Consider the following 260-nt stretch of genomic DNA (forward strand, 5'->3'; position numbering starts at 1 on the left):
CTGGCCTTTTTGCGCTTGCGTTCCGTCGTCGGCTTTTCGTAGCCGGTGCGACTGCGCAGCTCGCGAATCAACCCGGTTTTCTCGATGTCGCGGCGGAATCGGCGCAGTGCGACATCGATCGGTTCGTTGACTTTCAGTGTGACGGTTGTCATGGTTGCCCTGTTTGAGAAGGTTCGTATAAGAAGTTAGCCGAGCCGTGTCATGACGGCGCTCTCTATCTCGTCGGACTCGAATTCCGAGTGTCCGGCACCGATCGATAG

Annotated in this window: 1 protein-coding gene; it reads right to left on the minus strand. The window is 56.9% G+C overall.

Going from position 1 to position 260, the window contains the following annotated elements; translation table 11 throughout:
- On the minus strand, positions 1-152 hold a 152-nt coding region (gene rpsU, locus SB764_RS41895; protein WP_410867022.1), incomplete at its 3' end, for a 30S ribosomal protein S21.
- Positions 153-260: the final 108 nt, after the last annotated feature.

This window comes from Paraburkholderia sp. SIMBA_027 (assembly GCF_046535315.1).
Taxonomy (GTDB): Bacteria; Pseudomonadota; Gammaproteobacteria; order Burkholderiales; family Burkholderiaceae; genus Paraburkholderia; species Paraburkholderia tropica.